This window comes from Paracoccus sp. PAR01, assembly GCF_014851995.1.
In the GTDB taxonomy this organism is placed as follows: Bacteria; Pseudomonadota; Alphaproteobacteria; order Rhodobacterales; family Rhodobacteraceae; genus Paracoccus; species Paracoccus litorisediminis.
The window spans coordinates 346,177-369,194 of record NZ_JACVAW010000001.1; the positions used below are offsets into that span (position 1 = coordinate 346,177).

The 23,018-nt window shown below is 64.0% G+C and carries 24 protein-coding genes; 6 read left to right on the forward strand and 18 right to left on the reverse strand.

Translation table 11 applies throughout. The features are described from left to right. The first annotated feature begins 25 nt into the window (after window positions 1-25). Window positions 26-1,405 carry a glutamate--cysteine ligase gene (locus tag IB235_RS01790; RefSeq protein ID WP_192335122.1) on the forward strand — a complete coding sequence of 460 codons (1,380 nt, stop codon included), beginning with the start codon at window positions 26-28 and terminating at the stop codon, window positions 1,403-1,405. A gap of 37 nt (window positions 1,406-1,442) precedes the next feature. Here the strand turns inward: IB235_RS01790 and IB235_RS01795 are convergent, their stop codons facing one another. The 6 genes from IB235_RS01795 to IB235_RS01820 form a co-directional block, all read right to left on the reverse strand. Then, entirely contained in the window at window positions 1,443-1,859 is a 417-nt protein-coding gene (locus tag IB235_RS01795) for a DUF2852 domain-containing protein (RefSeq protein ID WP_192335125.1), read from the reverse strand. An 84-nt stretch (window positions 1,860-1,943) separates the two neighbouring features. Beyond that, window positions 1,944-2,552: a TetR/AcrR family transcriptional regulator gene (locus IB235_RS01800; RefSeq protein ID WP_192335128.1), complete on the reverse strand. Its 609-nt coding sequence runs from the start codon at window positions 2,550-2,552 to the stop codon at window positions 1,944-1,946. A gap of 7 nt (window positions 2,553-2,559) precedes the next feature. After that, window positions 2,560-2,850, reverse strand: a complete 291-nt coding sequence (locus IB235_RS01805; protein WP_155037901.1) for an HPr family phosphocarrier protein — start codon at window positions 2,848-2,850, stop codon at window positions 2,560-2,562. Continuing rightward, window positions 2,847-3,272, reverse strand: a complete 426-nt coding sequence (locus tag IB235_RS01810) for a PTS sugar transporter subunit IIA (protein WP_155037902.1) — start codon at window positions 3,270-3,272, stop codon at window positions 2,847-2,849. The genes IB235_RS01805 and IB235_RS01810 overlap by 4 nt, the downstream gene beginning before the upstream one ends. Before the next feature lie 25 nt (window positions 3,273-3,297). Then, on the reverse strand, window positions 3,298-4,242 hold the full coding sequence (gene rapZ / locus IB235_RS01815; protein WP_155037903.1) for an RNase adapter RapZ: 945 nt from the start codon (window positions 4,240-4,242) through the stop codon (window positions 3,298-3,300). 63 nt (window positions 4,243-4,305) lie between these two features. Next, window positions 4,306-4,746 carry an HPr kinase/phosphorylase gene (locus tag IB235_RS01820; RefSeq protein ID WP_192335132.1) on the reverse strand — a complete coding sequence of 147 codons (441 nt, stop codon included), beginning with the start codon at window positions 4,744-4,746 and terminating at the stop codon, window positions 4,306-4,308. A gap of 209 nt (window positions 4,747-4,955) precedes the next feature. On the opposite strand from IB235_RS01820, the gene IB235_RS01825 reads away from it, so the two are divergent. After that, complete coding sequence (locus IB235_RS01825; protein WP_155037905.1) at window positions 4,956-6,554, forward strand: phosphoenolpyruvate carboxykinase; 1,599 nt, start codon at window positions 4,956-4,958, stop codon at window positions 6,552-6,554. 242 nt (window positions 6,555-6,796) lie between these two features. Here IB235_RS01825 and rnr read toward each other — a convergent pair whose 3' ends face one another. From rnr to purC, 9 genes are all read right to left on the reverse strand, one after another. Beyond that, window positions 6,797-9,058, reverse strand: coding sequence for a ribonuclease R (rnr, locus tag IB235_RS01830; protein WP_192335135.1), 2,262 nt, complete (start codon window positions 9,056-9,058; stop codon window positions 6,797-6,799). 44 nt (window positions 9,059-9,102) lie between these two features. Then, entirely contained in the window at window positions 9,103-9,336 is a 234-nt protein-coding gene (locus IB235_RS01835) for a formate dehydrogenase subunit delta (RefSeq protein ID WP_192335138.1), read from the reverse strand. Continuing rightward, window positions 9,326-10,144 (reverse strand): formate dehydrogenase accessory sulfurtransferase FdhD, encoded by an 819-nt coding sequence (fdhD, locus tag IB235_RS01840; protein ID WP_192335141.1) that lies wholly within the window; start codon window positions 10,142-10,144, stop codon window positions 9,326-9,328. Before fdhD ends, IB235_RS01835 begins: the two co-directional genes overlap by 11 nt. A gap of 7 nt (window positions 10,145-10,151) precedes the next feature. Beyond that, window positions 10,152-13,031, reverse strand: coding sequence for a formate dehydrogenase subunit alpha (gene fdhF / locus IB235_RS01845; protein ID WP_192335144.1), 2,880 nt, complete (start codon window positions 13,029-13,031; stop codon window positions 10,152-10,154). Further along, the gene (locus tag IB235_RS01850) at window positions 13,028-14,554 is read right to left on the reverse strand and encodes an NADH-quinone oxidoreductase subunit NuoF (RefSeq protein ID WP_192335147.1); all 1,527 of its coding nucleotides are present in this window, start codon (window positions 14,552-14,554) and stop codon (window positions 13,028-13,030) included. The genes fdhF and IB235_RS01850 overlap by 4 nt, the downstream gene beginning before the upstream one ends. Next, the gene (locus tag IB235_RS01855; RefSeq protein WP_192335150.1) at window positions 14,551-15,030 is read right to left on the reverse strand and encodes a formate dehydrogenase subunit gamma; all 480 of its coding nucleotides are present in this window, start codon (window positions 15,028-15,030) and stop codon (window positions 14,551-14,553) included. The genes IB235_RS01850 and IB235_RS01855 overlap by 4 nt, the downstream gene beginning before the upstream one ends. A gap of 79 nt (window positions 15,031-15,109) precedes the next feature. Then, window positions 15,110-15,982 carry a LysR family transcriptional regulator gene (locus IB235_RS01860; protein WP_192335153.1) on the reverse strand — a complete coding sequence of 291 codons (873 nt, stop codon included), beginning with the start codon at window positions 15,980-15,982 and terminating at the stop codon, window positions 15,110-15,112. A gap of 92 nt (window positions 15,983-16,074) precedes the next feature. After that, window positions 16,075-16,314 carry a phosphoribosylformylglycinamidine synthase subunit PurS gene (purS, locus tag IB235_RS01865; protein WP_155037912.1) on the reverse strand — a complete coding sequence of 80 codons (240 nt, stop codon included), beginning with the start codon at window positions 16,312-16,314 and terminating at the stop codon, window positions 16,075-16,077. An 11-nt stretch (window positions 16,315-16,325) separates the two neighbouring features. After that, the gene (gene purC, locus IB235_RS01870) at window positions 16,326-17,090 is read right to left on the reverse strand and encodes a phosphoribosylaminoimidazolesuccinocarboxamide synthase (protein ID WP_155037913.1); all 765 of its coding nucleotides are present in this window, start codon (window positions 17,088-17,090) and stop codon (window positions 16,326-16,328) included. A gap of 149 nt (window positions 17,091-17,239) precedes the next feature. On the opposite strand from purC, the gene IB235_RS01875 reads away from it, so the two are divergent. Continuing rightward, on the forward strand, window positions 17,240-17,554 hold the full coding sequence (locus IB235_RS01875; protein WP_155037914.1) for a DUF1476 domain-containing protein: 315 nt from the start codon (window positions 17,240-17,242) through the stop codon (window positions 17,552-17,554). A gap of 53 nt (window positions 17,555-17,607) precedes the next feature. On the opposite strand, the gene IB235_RS01880 is transcribed toward IB235_RS01875, so the two are convergent. Genes IB235_RS01880 through IB235_RS01890 form a run of 3 tightly spaced genes read right to left on the reverse strand, consistent with a single transcriptional unit; the run spans window position 17,608 to window position 19,868 of the window. Further along, window positions 17,608-18,924: an MATE family efflux transporter gene (locus IB235_RS01880; RefSeq protein WP_192335156.1), complete on the reverse strand. Its 1,317-nt coding sequence runs from the start codon at window positions 18,922-18,924 to the stop codon at window positions 17,608-17,610. Window positions 18,925-18,928: 4 nt separating this feature from the next. Continuing rightward, window positions 18,929-19,432 (reverse strand): PaaI family thioesterase, encoded by a 504-nt coding sequence (locus IB235_RS01885; RefSeq protein ID WP_155037916.1) that lies wholly within the window; start codon window positions 19,430-19,432, stop codon window positions 18,929-18,931. 1 nt (window position 19,433) lies between these two features. Next, the gene (locus IB235_RS01890; RefSeq protein WP_155037917.1) at window positions 19,434-19,868 is read right to left on the reverse strand and encodes a PaaI family thioesterase; all 435 of its coding nucleotides are present in this window, start codon (window positions 19,866-19,868) and stop codon (window positions 19,434-19,436) included. 134 nt (window positions 19,869-20,002) lie between these two features. Between IB235_RS01890 and IB235_RS01895 the strand changes: the two genes are divergently transcribed. The 3 genes from IB235_RS01895 (at window position 20,003) to IB235_RS01905 (ending at window position 22,780) form a co-directional block, all read left to right on the forward strand. After that, complete coding sequence (locus IB235_RS01895; protein ID WP_155037918.1) at window positions 20,003-20,404, forward strand: MerR family DNA-binding transcriptional regulator; 402 nt, start codon at window positions 20,003-20,005, stop codon at window positions 20,402-20,404. 180 nt (window positions 20,405-20,584) lie between these two features. Continuing rightward, on the forward strand, window positions 20,585-20,986 hold the full coding sequence (locus tag IB235_RS01900; protein WP_192335159.1) for a MerR family DNA-binding transcriptional regulator: 402 nt from the start codon (window positions 20,585-20,587) through the stop codon (window positions 20,984-20,986). Between the two features lie 15 nt (window positions 20,987-21,001). Next, window positions 21,002-22,780 carry an acyl-CoA dehydrogenase C-terminal domain-containing protein gene (locus IB235_RS01905; RefSeq protein WP_192335162.1) on the forward strand — a complete coding sequence of 593 codons (1,779 nt, stop codon included), beginning with the start codon at window positions 21,002-21,004 and terminating at the stop codon, window positions 22,778-22,780. Window positions 22,781-23,018: the final 238 nt, after the last annotated feature.

The following is a 23,018-nucleotide window of genomic DNA, read 5'->3' on the forward strand; positions in this document are numbered from 1 at the left end:
CACTCAGGCAAATGAAAGGCCACCGATGTCCATTCCTCAACAGGGCGGCGGCCCGATCGAACGTCCCGAACAGCTGGCCGAATATATCGCCTCGGGTGAGAAGCCCAAGGACAATTGGCGCATCGGGACCGAGCACGAGAAATTCGGCTATCGTCATTCCGACCTGATGCCCCTGCCCTATGACGGTCCGGCGGGCACGCCGACGGTCAAGGCGATGCTGGAAGGCATCCGCGACCGCTTCGGCTGGAAGCCGGTGCTGGAAGGCGAACATATCATCGGACTGGAGCGCGACGGCGCCAATGTCAGTCTGGAACCGGGCGGGCAATTGGAACTGTCCGGCGCACCGGTCGAGACCATCCACCAGACCTGCGACGAGGTGAACAGCCATCTGGCCGAGGTGAAATCCGTCGCCGACGATCTGGGCGCGGGCTTCATCGGCCTTGGTGCGGCACCGATCTGGTCGCAGGACCAGATGCCGATGATGCCCAAAGGCCGCTACCGGCTGATGACCGATTACATGGGCCGGGTGGGTGAGCTTGGCACCCAGATGATGTATCGCACCTGCACCGTGCAGGTGAACCTGGACTTCGGATCCGAGGCCGACATGGTCCAGAAGCTGCGGGTGGCGCTAGCTCTGCAGCCGATCGCGACCGCGCTGTTTGCCAATTCGCCCTTCCTCGACAACAAGCCGAACGGGATGAAAAGCTGGCGCGCGAATATCTGGCAGCATCTGGACGACGCCCGCACCGGCCTTTTGCCTTTCGCCTTTGAAAGCGGCATGGGCTACGAGGCATGGGTGGATTACGTCCTCGATGTGCCGATGTATTTCGTCTATCGCGACGGCAAATACATCAACGCGCTGGGGCAAAGCTTCCGCGACTTCATGAAGGGCCAGCTTCCGGCACTGCCGGGCGAGGTTCCGACCCTGTCGGATTGGGCCGACCACCTGACCACCGTCTTCCCCGAAGCCCGCGTCAAGAAGTTCATCGAAATGCGCGGTGCCGATGGCGGTCCGTGGCGGCGTCTTTGCGCCCTGCCCGCGCTGTGGGTCGGGCTGATCTATGACCAGAACGCGCTGGATGCCGCTTGGGATCTGTGCCGCGGCTGGTCTGCCGAGCAGCGCGATGGTCTGCGCGTCGCTGCCGCCCGTCAGGGTCTGCAAGGAGAGTTCGACGGGCTGCGTCTGCATGACATCGCCCGCGACGTGCTGGAGATCGCTGAATTCGGGCTGAAGGCACGCGCGCGTGTCGGCGCAGGCGGTCTGGTCCCCGATGAGACCCATTTCCTGAATGCGCTCAAGGAAAGCGTCGACAGCGGCAAGGCCCCCGCCGACGAGCTTCTGGCCAAGTATCACGGCGAATGGGGCGGTGACCTCAGCCGGATCTACGACGAATATTCCTACTGACGACAAAAGGGCCGGGTCATCCCCGGCCCTTTTCGCATCACGATTGCAGTGCCGGCGGTTCCTTGCGGCCTGCCATGAACTGGTCGAACTCGGCCTTGTCCTTGGCCTCGCGCAGCTTCTGCAGGAAGTCGAGGAATTCGCGATGCTCGTCCTCCAGACGCTTCAGCGTCTCGCTGCGGTAAGCATCAAAAGCGGCGTTGCCGGTCGGCGCGGCAAAATGCGGCGCGCTGAAGCGGGCGTGGCGGTCATGGCGATGGCGGCAGGAAAACATGCGTTTGCTCCAGATCATGTAGCCAAGAGTGGCAAGGCCCACGGGCCAGAAGGCGATAAAGCCCAGGATCATGGCGACGATCCAGGCCGCCTTGCCCCGGTCGTCCAGCCAGTCCCGGACCCCGGCCAAGGTCTGGCCGATCCGGTCCATGACGGACGGTCGAGGTTCGATATAGCTGTTCATTACGGTCCCTTTCGATGTGAATGTTAATCACATTTACATAGATGGAGCGCCGCAATCCGCGTTCAATAGCCCTGCCGCAAAAAATCAGTCGGTGATGACGCCAAGGCCCCGCAGATAGATCAGCGTGCCGCTTTCCAGCATGTCCGCCGGCGAAATGGGCGAGCGGCCGCCGGGCTTGCCGCGGCTGAACAGCTCGACCACGCCATGGCTCAGCGCCCAGATATGGTCGGCGGCCATCCCCGCAGGCGGGCGGCGGCTGTCGGGGATGCGCTGGAACAGCGCCTCGGCGGCGTGAACCAGCGTGCCGCGCGCCCGGTCGGCGGCTTGGGTCAGGCCGGAATTCCCGGCGATCGAGATCCCGGATTCGAACATGGCGATGTAATAGCCGCGCCGCTCGGCGGCAAAGCCCAGATAGGCCTGTCCCATACCCAGAAAGGCCGAAAGCGGCGTCCGGCCCTGCTTCAGGGCGGCGCTCAGGCGTTCGGCGAATTCCTCGAAACCCTGCCGGGCGATTTCCTCAAGCAGCTCGTCCCGGCCGGTGAAATGGCGATAGGGCGCGGCGGCGCTGACGCCGACCGCGCGCGCGGCCTCGGCCAGGGTAAAGCCCTGCGGCCCCTTTTCCTCGATCAGGCGCACGGTCGCCTCGACCAGAGCCTGCCTCAGATTGCCGTGATGGTATGAGTCGCGGGCCACGTCGCCCTTACATGCCTTCGCCGAAATAATCCCCGACCAGCGCGCTTAGCGCCTCGGCCAGTTCATTGGCCTGCTCGCCACGCGTGGTCACCCGGATCGTGCTGCCGCGCGGCGCGGTCAGCATCAGCAGGCCCATGATCGAATCGCCAGAAACGCTCATCCCGTCCTTTTCGACGGTGGCCTTGGCGTCGAATTTCTCGACGGTCTCAACGAATTTGGCACTGGCCCGCGCGTGCAGGCCCTTTTCGTTGATGATTTTCAACTCTCGGGTGACGGACCCGTTGCTCATGTCATTCATGAGGCAGCGCGGTTCGGCACGGGAATGATATCGGCGGGCAGTACATCATAGCTGTTGATGTACTTGCGACCTGCGTCCTTGGCCAGTGTCACCGCATCGGCCACCGGCAATTTCCGGGACTTTGCCAACTTGACCAGCATCGGCAGGTTGGCCCCGTATAGAATCGAACGGTTGCGCGCATGACAGGCCATCAGCGACAGGTTCGAAGGCGAGCCTCCGAACAGGTCCGTGACCACCACGACGCCATCCCCGGTATCGACGGAATCAGCCGCGGCGCAGATTTCAGCCTGCTTTTCCCCCCGGTCGTGATTCTCCTCGATTGCAACGGCTCGAATTCCCGATTGTGGCCCGACCACGTGCTCGACTGCCGAGAGATATTCCCGCGCGAGCCCCCCGTGCGCCACGATGACAATTCCGATCAATGTACCCCACCACGCAGGTCTGCCGTCAAAGCGTAGCAGTCACCGCGAGAGGTCCTGTCATAAGACCGTCATCGGGTGCCGGCGCCTTTTCACGGCGTTCAAGTTCCCTGTGTCTAATTGACACCTGCCAGCCGCCTTTCGCAAGCGCGTCTGCCATTTTTTCCGCCAGTGTGACGGAACGATGTTGCCCCCCGGTACAACCAAAGCCGATTACCAGATGGGCTTTACCCTCTTCTAGATGGGCCGGAAGCGCAAAAAGCACAAGATCCCGGACCCTGTCGAAGAACTCACCGAATCGCGGATCTGACGCAACGTAATCCTGAACCAGCGGATTTCGGCCATCAAGCGGACGCAATTCCGGCTCCCAATGGGGATTCGCAAGGAAGCGGCAGTCGAACATCATGTCGACGCCGCGCGGCACGCCCCGCTTGTAGGAAAACGACTGGACCGAGACCGTCAGCCGGTGGCCCGGCTCGACATCGAACCAGCGCGCCAGTTCGGCCTTGAGGTCATGAGGCGACAGTTCCGAGGTATCGACCAGCACATCGGCACGCGCCCGCACCGCCGCCAGCATGTCGCGTTCGGCCAGAATGGCGTCCAGCGGCGCGCCTTCGCTGCGCAAGGGATGGCGGCGGCGGGTTTCGTTGAAACGCCGCAACAATTGTTCCGGCGCGCAGTCCAGATACAGCACCTCGGGATCGTAATCGGGCAGACGCGTCAGCCGGTCGATCAACTCGATCAGGTTCGTCGCGGAAAAGTCGCGGTTGCGCACATCCAGACCCAGCGCCAGCGGCACACCGCGCGCCGGGCCGTCCAGCAGCCGTGGCACCAGCGACAGCGGCAGGTTGTCGATGGATTCGTACCCCAGATCCTCAAGCACATTGATCGCGGTCGAGCGCCCCGCCCCGGAAGGGCCGGTGACCAGCACCACGCGCTGGGTCATCTCGTCGGGTTTCGTGTTCTCGGTCATGCCATTCATCTTGGGCCTGTGGTGGGCCGTCCGGTCCAACAGGGCCGGGAGGAAAGTCCGACGTCAACCTTGGTCCCGATCCCAGCGGCCTGCAACCAGATATTGCATCAGCACCGGTGCAAGATGCGGATGCCCCTGTCCCAGCACCAAAGGAACCCAATAGCCAAGATACTCCGCAAGGCGATGCGGCGGCAGACGCTCGGGCTCGGGCCGGTCCAGATCGACCGCCAGCGCCAATTCGGTCGGGCCGAGGGGGCGCGCATTGAGGATGCCCACCCCTCGCGCCTCGATCCGGCCCCGGATCGGTTCGGGGCAATCGACCATCAGCCGCCCGTCCCTGACCCAGATCCCGGTCCGGTCATCGGCGACCAGCCCCGCCCCCAGCGCCATCATCCCCAGAGCCAGCGTCGACTTGCCCGATCCCGACCCTCCGAGAATCAATAGCGCCCGACCCCGGACCGCCACCGAGCTGGCATGAAGGATCGCGTCGAAACCCACGCTCATGCTTGAAACTTTCCTCTCATCCTGATGAAAATGCCGCCTAAGGGCTTTCGATTCCGTTTACATAATGCCCTCTGCACGGAAATGTTGGCGCGAACACGGTGTGGTTGCGCTAAACGTTGTCTTTGGGACGGTTCCGTCACCCGGTTGCCATGATATAGCACTCGGGAAGATCCCGCTGGGGTCAGACGATCATCAGGAGCTTTCAGGACATGTCCGAACCGCGCGTTAATCCGAATTGCCGTCTCGAGGATCAGGGGATCACCGGTCTTGGCAATGTCCATTACAACCTGATCGAGCCTGCCCTGATCGAAGCCGCCCTGCAGCGCGGCGAAGGCAAGCTGGGCAATGGCGGCACTTTCCTGGTCTCGACCGGCTCGCATACCGGCCGCTCGCCCAAGGACAAGTTCGTCGTCCGCACCCCTTCGGTCGAAGATTCGATCTGGTGGGAAAACAACAAGCCGATGTCCCCCGAGGCCTTCGACACCCTTCACGCCGACATGCTCGCGCATATGAAGGGCAAGGACTACTTCGTGCAGGATCTGTTCGGCGGTGCTGACCCGGCGCTGCGCCTTGACGTGCGCGTCGTGACCGAACTGGCCTGGCACAACCTGTTCATCCGCCACCTGCTGCGCCGCCCCGAGGCCGCTGAACTCGCGACCTTCCTGCCCGAATTCACCATCATCAACTGCCCCAGCTTCAAGGCCGACCCGGCCCGCCACGGCTGCCGCAGCGAAACCGTGATCGCGCTGAACTTCGACAAGAAGCTGATCCTGATCGGCAACACCGCTTACGCCGGTGAGAACAAGAAGTCGGTCTTCACGCTGCTGAACTACATCCTGCCGTCCAAGGGCGTCATGCCGATGCATTGCTCGGCCAACCACGCCATCGGCAATCCCGATGACAGCGCGATCTTCTTCGGCCTGTCGGGCACCGGTAAGACCACGCTCTCGGCCGATCCCTCGCGCACGCTGATCGGCGACGATGAGCATGGCTGGTCGGATCACGGCATCTTCAACTTCGAAGGTGGCTGCTACGCCAAGACCATCAACCTGTCCGCCGAAGCCGAGCCGGAAATCTACGCGACCTGCTCGAAGTTCGGCACCGTGATCGAGAACATGGTCTTCAACGAAGACACGCTGGAGCTGGACTTCAACGACAACTCGATCACCGACAACATGCGCTGCGCCTATCCGCTGGAGCAGATCTCGAACGCTTCCGAGACCTCGCTGGGCGGCATGCCGAAAAACGTGATCATGCTGACCTGCGACGCTTATGGCGTCCTGCCGCCGATCGCACGCCTGACCCCGGCGCAAGCCATGTATCACTTCCTGTCGGGCTTCACCTCGAAGACCCCGGGTACGGAAGTGGGCATCGTCGAGCCGACCCCGACCTTCTCGACCTGCTTCGGCGCGCCCTTCATGCCGCGCCGCCCGGAAGTTTACGGCAAGCTGCTGCAGGAAAAGATCAACGCCACGGGCGCGACCTGCTGGCTGGTCAATACCGGCTGGACCGGCGGCGCTTTCGGCACCGGCAAGCGTATGCCGATCAAGGCGACCCGCGCCCTGCTGACCGCAGCACTTGACGGCTCGCTGAACGAAGTCGAATTCCGCAAGGACCCGAATTTCGGCTTCGAAGTTCCGGTCTCGGTTCCGGGCGTCGAGGACAAGCTGCTGGACCCGCGCCAGACCTGGGCCGATGCCGATGCCTATGACGCGCAGGCCAAGAAACTGGTCGGCATGTTCAGCGACAACTTCGCCCAATACGCCGACAAGATCGACGACGACGTTCGCGCCGCCGCCATCGGCTGATTGCGAATACGCATTGACGGAACAGGGCGGCCCAAGGGTCGCCCTTTTTCATTCGGCAGGACCGCCCCTCGCGCCGGGGGCTTTGCGCCCGTTCTTGGAAAAGGCCCCCCGGACTCTTTCCGGACCCCCCGCTGGTATCTGGACAAAGAAAGAAGCGCTCCAAGGAAAACCTCAAAGCGCTTCTTTCTTGCTTAAATATCCTGGGGGAGCGCGGAACGCGCGGGGGCAAAGCCCCCACCTTGCTAACTCTTGCGGATTCGCTTGCGCTTCTGGGCGCGCTTGACCTCGGACAGGCGCGATTGGGTCGCGCGCTTGCGGATCGGGCCCTTGCCCCGACGGCCCGCGCCGCCTTGCGGCATGGCCCTGCCCTCGACCTCCAGCAGTTCCAGCATCAGGCCACCGGTCAGCGGCACGGCCTCGGACAGGCGCACGGTGACGCGTTGGCCGATGCCGATTTCCATGCCGGTTTCCGAACCGATCAGCATCTGCGCTTCCGGGTCATAATGGAAATACTCGCGCCCGATTTCGCGGATGGGCAGCAACCCGTCCGCGCCGGTTTCATCCAGCCGGATGAAGGCGCCGAACTTCTGGACGCCGCTGACCCGACCTGCGAACTCGGCCCCGACCCTGTCGGCCAGATAGGCCGCCAGATAGCGGTCGGTGGTGTCGCGCTCGGCCGCCATCGAGCGGCGCTCGGTATCCGAGATCTGCTTGGCGGTTTCGCCCAGATTCTCGACATCCCAATGCGACAGCCCGTCATCGCCCCATTTGTGCCCCAAGATCAGCGCGCGATGCACGATCAGGTCGGAATAGCGGCGGATCGGCGAGGTGAAATGTGCGTAGGACTTCAAAGCCAGGCCGAAATGGCCGTAGTTTTCCGGGTGATAATAGGCCTGCTGCATCGAACGCAGCGCGGTCATATTGATCAGCTCGTCGAAATCCGAGCCCTCGGCCTGTTCCAGCAGCCGGTTCAGGTGGCGGGTTTGCAGGACCTGCCCCTTGGCCAGCGTAAAGCCGGAAGCCTCGGCCACCTCGCGCAGGGCATCCAGTTTCTCGGCGCTGGGTTCCTCATGGACGCGATACAGCAGCGGGCGGCGCAGATGTTCCAGTTCCTCGGCGGCGGCGACATTGGCCAGCACCATGAACTCCTCGATCAGCTTATGGGCGTCGAAGCGTTCGCGGAAATTGACCGATTTCACCCGACCATCGGCGGTCAGGATGATCTTGCGTTCCGGCAGGTCCAGTTCCAGCGGCTGACGGCGGGCACGGGCGGCCTTCAGCAACTCATAGGCGTGCCATAGCGGCTTGATCACCGAATCCAGCAGCGGCGCGGTCTGATCGTCAGCATTGCCATCCGCCGCCGCCTGCGCCTGTTCATAGGACAGGCTGGCGGCTGAATGCATCATGCCGCGATGGAAGGTGTGGCTGACCTTATTGCCCTGCGCATCCAGCCGCATCCGCACGGCGATCACCGGACGGTCAACGCCTTCGTGCAGCGAACACAGGTCGCCCGACAGGATATCGGGCAGCATCGGGACGACGCGGTCGGGGAAGTACGACGAATTGCCGCGCTTCCGCGCCTCGCGGTCCAGTGGCGAGTTCGGGCGGACGTAATAGGCGACATCGGCGATGGCGACCCAGATATCGGCGCCGCCATCGACGCGGATCTCGGCGGCGACGGCATCGTCATGGTCGCGCGCATCCGAGGGGTCGATGGTAACCAAAGGCAGATGGCGCAGATCCTCGCGGCCTTTCATGCCAGCGGGCTTGGCGGCATCGGCCTCGGCCATGACCTCATCGGGGAAGTCGTCGGGAATTCCGTGCTGATGGATGGCGATCAGACTGACCGCGCGCGGGGCCGACGGATCGCCCAGCCGTTCAAGGACGCGAGCAACGGGCAGGCCGATCCGGCCGCGCGGGCCGATCTGCTCGGCCTCGACCAGCTCGCCATTCTGTGCGCCATGGATCTCGTGCGGCGGGACCTGCCATTCCTTGTCCGAGCCCTTTTCGATCGGCAGGATGCGTCCGCTGGCCTCGGGGTCGGCGGAGCTGCGGCGGAAGATGCCGACGACCTTGTGCTGAACCGTGCCGATGCGGCGGATCAGACGGGCCTGATACTGGTGATCCTCGCCATGCGTCTCGATCAGGCGGGCAAGGATACGCTCGCCCGGCGCGGTGGCGGGATCGGCTTTCAGCGGCGCGTAAAGGATGCGCGGCATCGGGCCGTCGCCATTCCATTCCAGCGGCTTGGCGAAGATGTCGCCGTCCTTGTCCGGCGGCAGAAGCTGGATGACCGAAACGGGGGGCAGGCGCTCGGCGTCGTGATAGTGACGGCGGCGGCGTTCAAGCAGACCCTCGGCCTCAAGCTCTTTCAGCATGCGCTTCAGCTCGATGCGTTCCGCACCCTTGATGCCGAAGGCTTTGGCGATGTCGCGTTTCGCGGTGGCGTCCGGGTGCGCATGCACCCAGTCGAGAATCTGTTGTCGGGAGGGAAGCTGTGCCATGCGGCCAAGCTATCATGCCCCCCGACCGGGTGGCAGAGGCAAAATCAGGCCCTTGCCGGCGTCTGTTCCGGCAGACGCACAAAGCGCGCCGCGTCACGAACGATGGGATCGGCCTCGGCGCCCTCGGCCAGATGGCGGACGAAATCCTTCCGCATGCGGGGCGTCCAGAAAGAGTTGATGTGACCGGCCACGGCCTCGGCAGGTGCACCGGGCTGGCTGCGAAAGAAATCCGCCATCTGTCCGGCCATCCGGATCAGCTTGTCGTCGCTATGCATCATCTAGGTCTCGGGTTGCGGCAATGCGCCGGGGATGGGTGTAAAGGTCAAAGGCATCGCCTCGGGCACGGGCGATCAGGGTGATCCCGGCGCGCTCGGCCCATTCCAGCGCGAGATCGGTCGGCGCGCTGGCCCCGATCAGGACCGGAGATCCGATCCGCGCCGCCTTTTGCACCAGATCGACCGACAGGCGCGAGGACATGACGATCGCCCCCTGCCCACCCGGCCTGCCCGCGCGGGCCAAGGCCCCGGCCAGCTTGTCCAGCGCATTGTGGCGTCCGACATCCTCGCGCACCAGCATCTGCGTACCGTCCCAGAAGCCCGCGCCATGGATCGCGGGCGTGTCCCGGCGCAGGATCTGGCCCTGACCCAGCGCCTGCATGGCGGCAACCACCTGCGCCGGCGTCATGCCCCAATCCGAGCCGACCGTCCTGACCGTGGGCAGCGCTGCCGCGATGCTGTCCACACCGCACAAGCCGCAGCCGACCGGGCCCAGCATGCTGCGCCGCCTTTCGGCCAGACCAGCAGCCAGGCCGGGACGCAGCCACAGCCGCGCCTCACGCGCGGGAAAGCCGCCCGCCTCGACCGTCGCTTCCTCGAAATCGGTCACGTCAGCGGGGCTGGCGATCAGCCCCTCGGTCAGGGCAAAGCCAAAGACGAAGTCCATCAGGTCGGCAGGCGTTGCCATCAGCACCGCCTGCGACATGCCGTCGATGACCACCGCCACCGGGCATTCCTGCGGCGCGGGCGGTGCTGAGGCATGATGCCAGCCACCGTCCCAGCGCAGCGGGCCTGAGGGTTGGTCCTTCATGCTCGCCTCACTCGGCGGCCGCGGGAAGGATGCGGCGGGATCGTTCGGAATGGCTGCCATACTCCTCTTGCCATTCCGACGGGCCGTTCGAGGGGCTGACCTGCACGGCCGTCACCTTGAATTCGGGGCAATTGGTGGCCCAGTCGGAATTGTCCGTGGTCACCACATTGGCCTGAGTCGTCGGGTGATGGAAGGTCGTATAGACCACACCCGGCGCGACCCGTTCCGTCAGGACCGCGCGCAGCGTGGTTTCCCCCGAACGCGAGGCAACCCGCACCCAGTCCCCGTCGCGCACGCCCCGGTTTTCCGCATCCGAAGGGTGGATTTCCAGAATGTCCTCGGGATGCCAGACAAGGTTGTCGGTGCGACGCGTCTGCGCGCCGACATTGTACTGGGACAGAATCCGCCCGGTGGTCAGCAGCAGCGGGAAACGCGGCCCGCTGCGCTCCTCGGTCGCGACGTATTCGGTATGGATGAAATGCCCCTTGCCGCGCACGAAGCCGTCGACATGCATCAGCGGCGTGCCCAACGGTGCCTTTTCGTTGCAGGGCCATTGCACCGAGCCTTCGCGGTCCAGCAGATCGTAGCTGACACCGGCGAAGCTGGGCGTGGTCATGGCGATTTCATCCATGATCTCGCTGGGATGCGTATAGCCCCAGTTCGCGCCCATGCGATTGGCCAGCATCTGGGTGATCTGCCAGTCCTCATAGCCATTCTTGGGCGTCATGGCGCGGCGGACCATGTTGATGCGGCGCTCGGCATTGGTGAAGGTCCCGTCCTTTTCTAGGAAGGACGATCCCGGCAGGAAGACATGCGCGTAGTTCGAGGTCTCGTTCAGGAACAGGTCATGGACGATGACGATGTCCATGGCCGACAAAGCCGAGGTCACGTGCCGCGTATCCGGGTCGGATTGCACGATATCCTCGCCCTGGCAGTAAAGACCACGGAAGCGTCCAGCCAGGGCTTCGTCGAACATGTTGGGAATGCGCAGGCCCGGCTCCGGCGACAGCGGCACGCCCCAAGCCTTTTCATAGATCTCGCGCGTGGCCTTGTCCGAGACATGGCGGTAGCCCGGATATTCATGCGGGAAGCTGCCCATGTCGCAGGAACCCTGCACGTTGTTCTGACCGCGCAGCGGGTTCACGCCCGTCCCCGGCACGCCGATATTGCCGGTCAGCATGGCAAGGTTCGCAATCGACATGACCGTGGTCGAGCCCTGCGAATGTTCGGTCACGCCCAGCCCGTAATAGATGCTGCCGCGCGGCGCGGCGGCATAGGCGCGGGCGGCCTGCCGGATCAGATCGGCGGGAACCTTTGACAGCTTCTCGACTTCTTCCGGCGAATGGCGCGGGTCCATCAGGAACTCGGCGTAGCCAAGGAATTCGTCCCAATCGCAGCGGGTGCGGATGAACTCCTCGTCATACAGTTTCTCGGCCACGATGACCTGCGCGATCGAGGTCAGCACGGCGACGTTGGTGCCGGGCCGCAGGGGCAGATGCAGCCCCTGCCCCATATGCGGGGTCTTCAGCAGGTCGATCTCGCGCGGGTCGATGACGATCAGCCCCGCTCCCTGCCGCAGGCGCTTGCGCAGACGCGAGGCAAAGACCGGATGCCCATCCGTCGGGTTCGCCCCGATGACCAGCGCCAGATCGGTATCCTCGACCGAGTCGAAATCATGCGTCCCCGCCGAGGTCCCGAATGTCGTGCGCAGCCCATAGCCGGTCGGCGAATGGCAGACGCGCGCGCAGGTATCGGTATTATTGGTGTGCAAAACGGCGCGAGCCAGTTTCTGGACCAGATAGGTTTCCTCATTGGTGCAGCGCGACGAGGTGATGACGCCAACGGAATCCACGCCATGCGCGGCCTGCGTCTGCCGCATCCGATTGGCTGCGAATTCCAGCGCCTCATCCCACGTCACCACCTGCCACGGATCGGTGATCTTTTCGCGGATCATCGGTTCCAGCTTGCGGTCCTGATGGGTGGCATAGCTCCAGGCAAAGCGGCCCTTGACGCAGCTATGGCCGCGGTTCGCCTTGCCGTCCTTGCTGGGCACCATGCGCACGACTTCCTCGCCCCGCATATGCGCATCAAAGGAACAGCCGACGCCGCAATAGGCGCAGGTGGTCTTGACGATATGCTCGGGCGTGCCGATCTCGATCACCTTGTTCTCGATCAGCGTGGCGGTCGGGCAGACCTGCACGCAGGCCCCGCAACTGACGCAATCCGAGCTGAGGAAGCTGTCCGACATCATCCCCGCCGAGACGCGGCTGTCAAAACCCCGCCCCTCGATGGTCAGCGCAAATGTGCCCTGCACTTCCTCGCAAGCCCGGACGCAGCGCGAGCAGACGATGCATTTCGCTGGATCGAAGGTGAAATAGGGGTTCGACTGATCCTTGGGCCGGTATTCCGGGTTCGGCCCCTCGCTTGAGCGGCGGGCGAAATGGTTCGCGCCCGGCTCATAGCGGACCTCGCGCAACCCGACCGCCCCGGCCATGTCCTGCAACTCGCAATCGCCATTGGCGGCGCAGGTCAGGCAATCAAGCGGGTGGTCACTGATGTAAAGCTCCATCACGCCCTTGCGGATGCGGGCAATGTCATCGGTCTGGGTATGGACGACCATGCCCTCGGCCACCGGCGTCGTGCAGGAGGCTGGCGTGCCGCGCATGCCATCGATCTGGACAACGCACAGCCGGCAGGACCCGAAGGCGCTGACATGATCGGTCGCACACAGCTTCGGAACCGAGATCCCGGCCACCGCCGCCGCCCGCATCACCGATGTTCCCGAGGGCACCGAGACCGGAATGCCATCGACCAGCAGATTGACGGTGACCGCGGATTTCGCTGCAGGCGTGCCGTAATCGCGGTCGGGGATAATGAAGTCCTTCATTCTGCGGCCTCCTTGCGAGGGGTTCCCCGCCCGCTGAATTCATCAGGGAAATGGGTCAATGCGGACATGACCGGGAAGGGCGCAAAGCCCCCCAGCGCGCAAAGCGAGCCCCATTTCATCGTGTTGCACAGGTCGGTCAGCACCGGGATCGCATCCGCATCCCCCGCCGCAATCCGGTCGATGGTCTCGACACCCCGGACCGAGCCGATCCGGCAGGGCGTGCATTTCCCGCAGCTTTCGACCGCGCAGAACTCCATCGCAAACCGCGCCAGTTTCAGCATGTCGGCGCTGTCGTCAAAGACGGTGATGCCAGCGTGACCCAGCAGCCCCTCGCGGCCGGCAAGTTCCTCATAGCCGAAGGGCACGTCGAAATCCTTGGCCGGGATATAGGCCCCCAAAGGCCCGCCGACCTGCGCCGCCTTCACGGGGCGTCCACTGGCGGTCCCGCCGCCGATCTCATTGATGATCTGGTCCAGCGTCAGGCCAAAGGCCGCCTCGAACAGCCCGCCATGTTTGACATTGCCCGCGATCTGGATCGGGATGGTGCCCTTGGACCGCCCGATGCCGAGTTTCGCATATTCCGCCCCGCCATTGGCCAGAATCCACGGGATCGTCCCCAGCGAGATCAGGTTGTTGACCACCGTAGGCTTGCCCAGAAACCCCTCCAGCGCCGGGATCGGGGGCTTCGCGCGCACCGTACCCCGTTTGCCCTCAAGGCTGTTCAACAGGCTGGTTTCCTCGCCGCAGACATAGGCCCCCGCGCCAACGCGAACCTCCATGTCGAAGGCATGAGCCGAACCCAGCACTGACCCACCCAGCATCCCCTCCTGACGGGCAAGCGTGATCGCGGCTTCCATCACGCGGATGGCATCGGGGTATTCGCTGCGGATGTAGCAGTAGCCGCGCGTTGCCCCGACCGCGATCCCGGCAATCGCCATGCCCTCGATCAGGGTCAGGGGATCGCCTTCCATCAGCATCCGGTCGGCGAAACTGCCGCTGTCGCCTTCGTCGGCATTGCAGACGATATATTTCTGATCGGCCTTGGCCCCGGCGACCGTTTTCCACTTGATGCCCGTCGGAAAACCCGCGCCGCCACGCCCGCGCAGGCCCGATTGGGTGACCTCATCGACAATCGCCTCAGGCCCCAGCGCAATCGCCCGACGCAGACCGGCAAAGCCGCCCTGCGCCTCATATTCCGCCACCGAAAGCGGATCAATCACACCAACGCGGGCAAATGTCAGCCGCTTCTGCGCCTTCATCCAAGGCAGATCCTCGACCGGCCCCAGCGCCAGCGAATGGTCCGCGTCGGACCGCAGCGCATCGACCAGCCCGGCCACATCATCCGGCTCGACGGGACCATAGCCGTAGCGAATACCGTCCCGCTCGACCTCGACCAAAGGCTCAAGCCAGACCATCCCGCGCGTGCCGTTGCGCGTCACCTCGAAATCGCGCGCCAGCGCCCCTGCCACCTCATCCGCGCCCAAAGCCTTCGCGGCGGCATCCAGCGGAACCCAGACCCTCATGCACCCGCCTCCGCCACCAGCTTCTGGACCTTGGCCAAATTCGCCCGCCCCAGCAGCCTATCACCCATCTGCGCCGAGGGTCCGCAGGCGCAAAGCCCCAGACAAAACACCGGCTCCAGCGTCAGCCGCCCATCCGGGGTCGTCTCGTGGAAATCGATGCCCAAGGCCGCGCGCACCTGATCGGCCAAGGCATCCGCGCCCATCGACTGACAGGCCTCGGCCCGGCACAGGCGCAGCACATGCCGCCCCGCGGGATGGTCGCGAAAATCGTGATAGAAGCTGACAACGCCATGCACTTCAGCACGGGTCATGCCCAAGGCGGCGGCAATCACCGGCTGCGCCTCCTCGGGGATATAATCCCATTCCGCCTGAATATCGTGCAGGATTGGCAAAAGCGGTCCCTCGCGCTCCTTGTGAAACGCGATGATCGCATCAAGACGGTCTGAAAAATCAGCGGAAATCGCTGCGTGGCTCATGGCTAGGTCAATCCGGGCTCTGGTCAGTCAATGAACAGACTAGAGCCCGACAATAGTCACAGCAATCGCGATGTCCCGTCTATTGATAGGAAGCTTCTATCAAACCGGCCGATTTCAGCAGCGCCTCGACCAGTGGCGGATGCGGTTCGCGCCGCGCGGTGATCAGCCCGACCATATGCCCCTCGCCTGTCAGATCGCGGGCGGTGACGCCATAGGGCAATGGCAAACCACGCGCCACGCCCCGCGGCAGGATCGCGGCCCAATCCCCGGTTGCCACATGAGACAGGATCGCCAGCATCGAGGTCGACTCGACCCGCGGCATCGCCTCGGCCCCGGCTGCCAGCAGGTGACGGGTCACGATGCGACGGTTCTGCATATCCGGGGTCAGCAGGCACAGGGGCAGCCGCGCCGCCTCGGCCCAGCCAACCGGGCCCAGATCCTCACCGCGCGCGACCAGACAATAGGTCTCGCGATAGATCGGCAGGCTCTGCACCCGACCCAGAGGCTCGCTGTCCAGATAGGTGACACCGGCATCAAGCTCCAATGCCTCGATCTGCTCGCGGATCTCATCCGAGGATCGCGACAGGATCGACACACGGGCATTGGGGTGGCGACGCAGGAACGGCCCGGTCAGTTCGGCGATGCGCGGCATGGCGGTCGGGATCACGCCGATGCGCAGCAAACCCGAGACGCCCTTGCGGCTGGCCTCCATCTCGGCCTGCATGGCACGGGCATCGCCGACAATGCGGCGCGCCCAGTCCAGCACGCGCTCACCCTCGGGGGTCAGGCCCTGAAAGCGCGATCCGCGCCGGACCAGCTGGACGCCCAGCTGTTCTTCCAGGGCCTTGATCGCGGATGAAAGTGTCGGCTGGGTAATCCCCAGCGCCTCTGCCGCGCGACCGAAATGCTCTTCGCGCGCCAGAACCATGAACATGGAGAGTTTGTCGATCACGAGAGGCCACGCCCTCCCCCAAGCGCCAGTCTTCTTCGTTTCGAAAAATACCCCGCGGGGGTCCGGGGGCGCGAAGCCCCCGGCGCGGCAGATCAGATGATCTCGACGGCGTATTTCTCGATCACGGTATTGGCCAGCAGGCCCTCGCACATGCGCGCGACTTCAGCCTTGGCCGCCTCGGCCTCGGTCGAGGTCAGGTCCAGCTCGATCACCTTGCCCTGACGCACGCCCGAGACACCTGCAAAACCAAGACCGCCAAGCGCGTGACGGATCGCCTCGCCCTGAGGGTCCAGAACACCGTCCTTCAGCATGATGGTGACGCGGGCTTTCATTGGCAGGCCTTTCAGTTGATCAGGGTAGGCTTGGTCAGGTTGGTCGTGTTGGCGGGCAGCAGACCCAGCCGACGGGCAACCTCGGTATAGGCGTCGGTCAGGCTGCCAAGGTCGCGGCGGAACACGTCCTTGTCCAGCTTCTGGCCGGTCTTGACGTCCCACAGGCGGCAGCTGTCGGGGCTGATTTCGTCAGCGACGACAAGGCGCATGAAATCGCCATCCCAGATCCGGCCGATCTCGATCTTGAAGTCGATCAGCTTGATGCCGACGCCGAAGAACACACCGGCAAGGAAGTCGTTCACCCGCAGCGCAAGGCTGACGATGTCGTCCAGATCCTGCTGGCTGGCCCAGCCGAAGGCGATGACATATTCTTCCGAGACGAAGGGGTCGCCCAGCTCATCGTTCTTGAAGCTGTATTCGACGATCGGACGCGGCAGGGGCGTGCCCTCTTCCATGCCCAGACGCTTGGCGATCGAACCGGCAGCGAAGTTGCGCACGATCACTTCCAGCGGGATGATCTCGACCTGGCGGATCAGCTGCTCGCGCATGTTGATGCGGCGGATGAAGTGGTTCGGCACGCCGATATTGGTCAGCCCGGTCATGAAGAACTCGGACAGGCGGTTGTTCAGCACGCCCTTGCCTTCGATCGTGGCTTTCTTCTGGGCGTTGAAGGCGGTGGCATCGTCCTTGAAATACTGGATCAGGGTGCCCGGCTCGGTGCCTTCGTAAAGGATCTTCGCCTTGCCTTCGTAGATTTTCTTGCGCCTTGGTGCCATGCTGCGCGTCTCCCGTCGCAAGGTCAGTGCTATTCCTCTGGGGCTATAGGGCAGAAACGGGGTCAGGGGCAATACGGGCTTGCGATCAGCAGCCCCGCGGGCATACCGTGAAGGGGTGTTTATCCGGACACGCGACGGGGAGGGCCGACATGACCACTTTCGACGACCGCGAACGCGCCTATGAGGCCCGCTTCGCCCGCGATGCGGAACTGAACTTCAAGGCCGAGGCGCGGCGCAACCGGCTGCTTGGCGAATGGGCGGCAGCACTTCTGGGCAAATCCGGCGACGATGCACGATCCTACGCGCTGACCGTGGTCACTTCCGATTTCGACGAGCCGGGCGATGAGGATGTCTTTCGCAAGCTGGCCAAGGACCTTGCCGACAAGACGGATGAGGCAACGATCCGCTCCAAGATGGTCGCATTGCGCGTCACCGCGCGCGAGCAGATCCTGAACGAGAACTGAACTTCAGCATCCAACCACCTGATAACGCCCCGTTTCCGCGGGGCGTTCGCATGTCAGCCGGCGGCAGCCTCGACCCGCGGATACAGCCGCCACAGCGTCAGCCCGCGCAGCAGGCTTAGAACCATCAGCGCCGCCCACAGCCCGTGATTGCCGAACAGCCGTGGCAGCAGCACCAGCAGCGGCACATAGATCGCGACCGACAGGATCATCGCGCGGCGCATCTCTTGGGTCCGGGTGGCGCCGATGAAAATGCCGTCCAGCATCCATGCCGCGATGCCGAAAAGCGGCGCGGCAACCACCCAGGGCAGATATTCCCGCGCCTCGGCCCGGACGCCGGGCGCGGTGGTCAGCAGGTCGATCAGCACCGGACCACCAAAGCCAAAGACCAGCGCCAGCCCGACCGCGCCACCGACGCCCCATTGCGATGTCAGCCACGCCGCCCGCCGCAACCGGTCGGGACGGCGCGCACCGACCGCCTGCCCGACAAGCGATTCGGCGGCAAAGGCAAAGCCGTCCAGCGCAAAGGCGGTGATCGACAGGAACTGCAGCAGCACCTGATTGGCGGCCAGCGTGACATCGCCCTGCCCCGCCGCCATGAACATGAAGGTGGTGAAGCTGGCCTGCAGCAGTACCGAACGGATCATGATGTCGCCATTGACCTGCGCCATCTCGCGCAGGCGCTGTGCCGCCAGCCACCCGCCCCGCCGCAGCCCCAACCGCAGGGCATCGCGGGCGAACCACAGGCCCAGCGCCAGCCCCGACCATTCCGCGATCAGCGTGGCCAGCGCCACGCCGGGCACGCCCCAGCCAAGGCCCAGCACCAGCCACAGGTCCAGCGCCACGTTCAGTCCGTTCATCAGAAGTTGCAGGACAAGCACGGCGCGGGTCCGCTCCAGCGCGATAAGCCAGCCGGTGATGGCGTAAAGCGCGATGGTTGCTGGCGCGCCCCAGATGCGGATCGCGAGATATTGCCGGGCCAGCGCCTCGACCTCGTCGGATGCCGGGGCAAGGCGAAAGGCAGCGGCAAAGACCGCGCCTTGCAGCAGGATGAAACCCAGCCCCGCCGCCAGTCCGATCGCCAAGGCCCGCAGCAGATGCGCCCCGGTCTCGCCGACCTCGCCCGCGCCATGCGACTGCGCGACCAGCCCCGAGGTGCCCATGCGCAGAAAGCCGAAGATCCAGTAGATCGAGGTCAGGATCACCGCCCCGATGCCCACTGCACCGATCGGCGCGGCCTGCCCCAGCTGGCCGACGACGCCGGTATCGACCGCCCCCAACAGCGGCACGGTCGCATTCGAGATGACGATGGGTAGCGCAATGGCCAGAACGCGGCGATGCGTCAGCGCGCGCCCTGCCCCGACCCCGGTCATGGTATCAGTCGCTTTGCGGCATCAGGAAATGCCCGGTCGCCTGCGCGAACAGCTTGGTGCGCTGATCCTGCCATGCCTCGACCTGCACGCTGGCATAGCGCCGCCCCGAGCGCACGACCTTGGCCCGCGCATAGGCGTCGCGCGGCAGACCCGAGCGCAGGTAGTCGACGGTGAAGTCGATGGTCTTGGGCAGGCGCGGCATGGTTTCCGGCACGTCGGCATCCGGGGCGATACGCCCTTGCTCCATATCCTCCCAGATCGCGGACCATGTCAGCTCGACAATCGCCGCGACTTCAAGAAAGGCCGCCGTCGCGCCGCCATGAATGGCGGGCAGCATCGGATTGCCGATCAGCTTTTCGTCAAAGGGCAGGATGGCGGTCAGCTCATCCCCGCGGCGGTCGAACTGGATGCCCAGCCAGCGGATATAGGGCACACCGGCGAACAGCGCGTTCAGCGTGGTGTTGCGGCGGTTCTTGATCGCGGCCAGCGGTTCGTTGCGGTCCATCATCTTAGCGCCCGCAGGTAAAGGCCCCGGTGGCGGATGCCACGGGTCGGGTTTCGTCCTCGTCCATCGCCCATGCGCGCACAAAGGCGACCGAGCGGGTGACGTGATAGCATTCGGCACGGGCCTTGATCCCCTGCCGGGGCGTGGCGCTGCGCATGTAGTCGATCCGCAGGTCAATGGTCGCGGTGACATTCGGCCCCTCGGGATGGGACATCACTGCCGCACCACAGCAGGTATCCATCAAGGCCGAGATCACGCCGCCATGGATCACCCCGCTGCGCGGATCACCGACCAGATCCGGGTTCCACGGCAGGGAAATCACCGCCCCGCCCGGCGTCAACTCGTCCAGCGACATGCCAAGGGCGCGGGCATGGGGAATGGCCTCGATGAACTGGCGGGCAATGCGGTGCTGCTGTTGATCGGTGGTTTCCTTGGCCATCGTTTTCCCTTGCAGTTCATGGATTCGCGCCAGCTTGGCCTACGGGTCAATATGTCACAAGTCGGCATGACGTCGCGTGGTTGAGTTTGCGCCGACCCTCGGTTAGGCTCTGCTCAATCCTGACGGGATCTTCCATGACAGACGACGATTACATCAGTTTCAAAGAGATGTGCGCACGTTTCGACGTGACCCCGCGCACGCTGCGCTATTACGAATATATCGAGCTGCTCAGCCCCAAGAAGGAAGGCCGCTCACGCTTCTATGGCGCCCGAGAGATCGCGCGCATGAAGCTGATCCTGCGCGGCCGACGCTTCGGCTTCTCGCTTGAGGATATTCGGCAATGGCTGCTGATCTATGGCGAGAAAGGGACGCAGGAACAGTACCGCGTCTGGGTCGACCTGGCCAATCGCCAGCTTGAGGTGCTCAACCAGCAGCGATCCGAGATCGATAATGCGATCACCGATCTGGGCGAACTCAGGGACGAAACCCTGCGCCTGCTGGATAAAATGGACGAAGGCGACCAGAAGTCGGCCTAGGTCCGTTTCGACCACCCCATGCACAACACATTGATAAGGCGGCGTATCATCCCTGATGCGTCGCCTTTTCCTTTGCCCGGAACCGGTCTTGAACTTATGACGCCACGTCGCAGCTTACGTGAACGTAAACCGCGCATATAGTCATCCTCACAGCATCTGGAGCCTTGGGGAGGGACGGCCATGAGCGATCGGTCAATGACCATCCGCGAAATGTGTGACGAATATGATGTCACGCCACGCACCTTGCGCTTCTATGAATCACGCGAGCTGATCTTTCCCGAACGGCGCGGTCTGAACCGCTTTTACAACCGCGTCGACCGGGCCCGGCTGAAGCTGATCCTGCGCGGCAAGCGCTTCGGCTTTTCGCTGGAACAGATCCGCCAGCTTCTGGAACTTTACGACCCGGCCGAGCGCAACGTGACCCAGACACGGGCGATCATCGACACCGCGCGTGAACGCCTATCCGACATGGAGCGCCAGCAGACCGAGCTGGCCGCCGCCATCACCGACCTGCGCCAGCAGATCGCCGAGGGCGAGCTGTGGCTTCAAGACCTGCAATCCGGCAACCGCCAATCTGCCTGAATTCCCGGAGGACACATGACTGCCTATAACGCCCCCGTCCGCGACATCCAGTTCGTGCTGCATGATCTGCTGCAGATCTCGCAGCAGGATCTTGCCGGTCATGCCGATCTGGACCGGGAATTCACCCAGGCTGTGCTTGAAGCTGCGGGCAAACTGGCCTCCGAAGTGCTGGCGCCGCTGAACATCATCGGCGACCAGCAGGGCTGCAAGCTGGAAAACGGCATCGTCCGCACCCCCGAGGGCTTCAAGGGTGCCTTCGATCAGATGCGCGACGGCGGCTGGACCGCGCTGGACTGCGATCCGGAATTTGGCGGCCAAGGCATGCCCAAGGTCATCGGCTGCGCCACGGGCGAGCTGTTCTCGGCCGCCAACGTCGCCTTCACCATGTATCAGGGCCTGACCCACGGTGCCTATTCGGCCATCCACACGCATGGCACGGATGAGCAGAAGGCGATGTACCTGCCCAAGATGGTCAGCTGTGAATGGACCGGCACGATGAACCTGACCGAGCCGCATGCCGGCACGGATCTGGGTCTGCTGCGCACCCGCGCCGAACCGCAAGATGACGGCAGCTACCTGATTTCCGGGCAGAAGATCTTCATCTCGGCCGGCGATCACGACATGTCGGAAAACATCATCCACCTGGTCCTTGCGAAGGCACCGGGCGGCGGCGAAAGCACCAAGGGCATCTCGCTGTTCGTCGTGCCGAAATTCCTTGTGAACGCGGATGGGTCGCTGGGCGACCGCAACGCGCTTTCCGTCGGCAGCCTTGAGCACAAGATGGGCATCCACGGCAACTCGACCTGCGTGATGAACTATGACGGTGCCAAGGGCTGGCTGCTGGGCGACCTGCACAAAGGCATGCGCGCCATGTTCACCATGATGAACGAGGCCCGTCTGGGCGTCGGCCTGCAAGGTCTCGCGGTCGCCGATGCCGCCTATCAGAACGCCGTCGCCTATGCTTGCGACCGCCTGCAAGGGCGCGCGATTACCGGTGCCGCCCGCCCCGATGCGCCGGCTGATCCGCTGATCGTCCATCCCGACATCCGTCGCAACCTGATGGATCAGAAAAGCTTCGTCGAAGGTGCCCGCGCCCTGATCGCATGGTGCGCCCATCTGATCGACCGCAGCCATCTGGCAGGTGACGCCGAGGCCGAGGCGCTGGTCTCGCTGCTGATCCCGGTGGTCAAGGGTTTCCTGACCGACAAGGGCTTCGACACCGCTGTTCAGGCCCAGCAGGTCTTTGGCGGCCATGGCTATATCGAGGAACACGGCATGTCGCAGTTCGTCCGCGACGCCCGTATCACCATGATCTACGAAGGCGCGAATGGCGTGCAGGCCCTTGACCTTGTCGGGCGCAAGCTGGCTGCCGATGGCGGCAAGCCGATGATGGCCTTCTTTGAACTGGTCAAAGGCACGATCAAGGCCCATGAAGCCGATGAGGACCTGCGCGCGGGCTTCCTTGAACCGCTCAAGGCCGCGTCGAAGGACCTGCAGACGGCGACGATGTATTTCGTCGAACAAGGGATGAAAAATCCGAACGCGGCACTCTCCGGGTCTTACGATTTCATGCACCTGTTCGGTCATGTCGCCTTTGGCCTGGTCTGGACCCGCATGGCGGCTGCCGCCCGTCAGGCCCTTGCATCCGGCGCATCCGACCGCGACTTCTATCAAAGCAAGATCGCGACGGGACGCTACTACATGAGCCGCCAGCTTCCGGCCACCGCAACCCATCTGGCGCGGATCCGTACCGGCAGCGAGCCGGTCATGGCACTGGCCGAGGACCAGTTCTGAACCGTAACGCCAACTGAAGGCGCAGCATGGGTATTTAAGAAACGAAGAAGTCGTGAGGTGTCGACCCCGGATCATCGGGCAGACACTGCCGGATATCCGGGGCGACTTCTCCGTTTGCGGTCATCGGCTCCCCAGCCTGTACCGCGACGCCCACGCTAGCGCCGGTCGGTTAACAAACGCCTAACGATTTCTCCGTTTCAAAAATACCCAACTGCAACCGCGACATCCGCGATACCTG